Below are 2,149 nucleotides of genomic sequence, written 5' to 3'. Positions count from 1 at the left end.
GGTTGCCCGGCGCGTTGTCGACGGTGACTGTCTCGGTCAGCCCGAACTGGTGTGACCGGTTCAGTGTCAGGCCGATTCGCTGGGTGCCGTGTCCGGCGAACTCGATCGCGTCGACCTACCCGACCCGCACGCCGTCGAGCCGGACATCGGTCCCCGGTCCGACGCCGGCACCGATCTGGCCGACCAGCAGCGCAACCCGGATCTCGTCGCCGGGTCGGCTGTCGGGTGCGACGCGCCAGGCGAGGAGAGCGAGCAGCGTGAGGACGACAGCGCTCGCGCCGAGTAGGCGGGCGCGACGTGGCCCGACTTCTGTTCCAGGCAGGGCATAGGCAGGCATGGCATCACCCGGTGAACGTGACGGGAGACTGGAATCCCCACAGGACGATGGTGGCGATCATGTCCAGGGCGATGATCGACACCAGGCTGGCGCGGATGGCCCGACCCGACCCGATCCCGACGCCCTCGGGCCCGCCGGTGGCGAAATAGCCCTGGTAGCAGTGGATCAGCACGACGGCCACCGCGAACACCATCACCTTCACGGTCGCGGCGAACACATCCCAGCCGACCACGAACTGATCGAAGTAGTGGTCGTATGTCCCCGTCGGCGTGCCGTGGATCGTGGTGACGATCAGCGCGCACGAGGCGTAGCTCAGAATCAGGGCGACGACGAATGCCGGTGCGACAGCGATGATTCCGGCGATCACCCGGGTCGTCACGACGAACGGCACCGACCGGATGCCGAGCGATTCGAGTGCGTCGATCTCCTCGGAGATGCGCATGGACCCGATCTCGGCGGTCATCCGGCACCCGGCCTGTGCCGCGAACCCGATTCCGGCCGCGATCGGCGCGAGCTCCCGCGTCACACCGAACGCCGAGATGAGTCCGCTGAGCTGACCGAGCGAGAGCAGGTTCAGCGCGCTGAAGGCCTCGATGCCGATGGAAGCGCCCATGGCGGCGCCGAGCAACAGCATCAGCGGCACCACACCGCCGCCGATGATCACCGAGCCGCGACCCCAGGTCATGTCCGTCACCATCGTGAGCGTCTGACGGCGGTAGCGCATGAGCGTGTACGGCACCGAAGACAGCACCTGCCAACCGAATCCGAGCACGAAGCCGATGGACTCGATCGGACCGAGCGGCCGGATCCGGGTGCGCCGGAGCCGACCGACCCAGCGCAGACCGACGGGATAGTAGGGAGCCGCGGTCATCACGCCATCCGCACCGGGAAGAACATGGTGACCACCTGCGTGATCACGGTGTTGAGGACGACGGCCGCGGCGATGGACATCACGACCGCGGCATTGACACCGTCGGCGACACCGCGCGGCCCACCGGTGGCTTCCAGCCCCCGCTGACAGGCGATGACCACGACGAGGAAGCCGAAGATCAGCGCCTTGACCAGCGACACCCACAGGTCGACCGGCGTGGTGAAGGACCCGAACGACTGCCAGTAACTGCCCGGCGTGACGTTCAACGCCGACACCGCGACCACGAAACCGGAAGCGACGCCGATGAAGATGATCAGGATATTGAGCAGCGGCGCGACGAGCATCATCGCCGCGATGCGCGGCACGACCAGGCGTTGCACCGGGTCGACACCCATCACCCGCAGCGCGTCGACTTCTTCCCGGATGGTCCGCGCGCCCAGATCCGCCGCGATGGCGGCGGCGCCCGCGCCGCCGAGCAGCATCGCGGTGGCCATCGGCGCACCCTGTTTGATGACACCGAGCCCGCCCGCCGCGCCGATCATCGAATCGGCGCCGAGTTCGGACACGATATTGCCGACCTGCGCGGAAACGATGACACCGAACGGAATGGCCATCAAAATACTCGGTACTGCCGTGACCCTGATCAGAAACCATGCCTGCGCGAGTGTTTCGTGGACCTGGAAACGCCACCGCATCGCATCCGCGGTGCCGATGTAGACGGCACCGGCGCCGATTCGCAGCGCACGGCCGAGAGTGGCCACGCTGGAAAGGACGGTGACGGAGAAATTCCGCCGGACAATCCGCGCGGCACTGCCCTGATCCGGCTCCGGCACATCCAGGCCACCGCGCCCCGCCGCACCACCGCCGGCCGGTGCGACTTCGCCGTCTACGCGTGCCATGCCGGTGACCGTACCATATGATCTAGACCACATTATAGACAC

The 2,149-nt window shown here is 67.1% G+C and carries 3 protein-coding genes; 1 reads left to right on the top strand and 2 read right to left on the bottom strand.

Translation table 11 applies throughout. The features are described from left to right. Window positions 1-88: 88 nt before the first annotated feature. On the top strand, window positions 89-286 hold the full coding sequence (locus ACFWPJ_RS31140) for a hypothetical protein (RefSeq protein ID WP_378856836.1): 198 nt from the start codon (window positions 89-91) through the stop codon (window positions 284-286). 55 nt (window positions 287-341) lie between these two features. Here ACFWPJ_RS31140 and ACFWPJ_RS31135 read toward each other — a convergent pair whose 3' ends face one another. Both ACFWPJ_RS31135 and ACFWPJ_RS31130 read right to left on the bottom strand, forming a co-directional pair. Next, window positions 342-1,208, bottom strand: coding sequence for an ABC transporter permease (locus ACFWPJ_RS31135; protein ID WP_378856834.1), 867 nt, complete (start codon window positions 1,206-1,208; stop codon window positions 342-344). Next, window positions 1,208-2,107, bottom strand: coding sequence for an ABC transporter permease (locus ACFWPJ_RS31130; protein ID WP_378856832.1), 900 nt, complete (start codon window positions 2,105-2,107; stop codon window positions 1,208-1,210). Before ACFWPJ_RS31130 ends, ACFWPJ_RS31135 begins: the two co-directional genes overlap by 1 nt. Between the last annotated feature and the right edge of the window lie 42 nt (window positions 2,108-2,149).

Source organism: Nocardia sp. NPDC058497, from assembly GCF_042720195.1.
Lineage (GTDB): Bacteria > Actinomycetota > Actinomycetes > Mycobacteriales > Mycobacteriaceae > Nocardia.
The sequence above is the reverse complement of the archived record's forward strand: the minus strand, read 5'-3'. Positions and strand labels throughout refer to the sequence as shown.

Bases quoted from the DNA above. Each gene is read 5' to 3' on its own strand.
- ACFWPJ_RS31135 (WP_378856834.1), bottom strand. From the start codon at position 1,208: ATGACCGCGGCTCCCTACTATCCCGTCGGTCTGCGCTGGGTCGGTCGG.
- ACFWPJ_RS31130 (WP_378856832.1), bottom strand. From the start codon at position 2,107: ATGGCACGCGTAGACGGCGAAGTCGCACCGGCCGGCGGTGGTGCGGCG.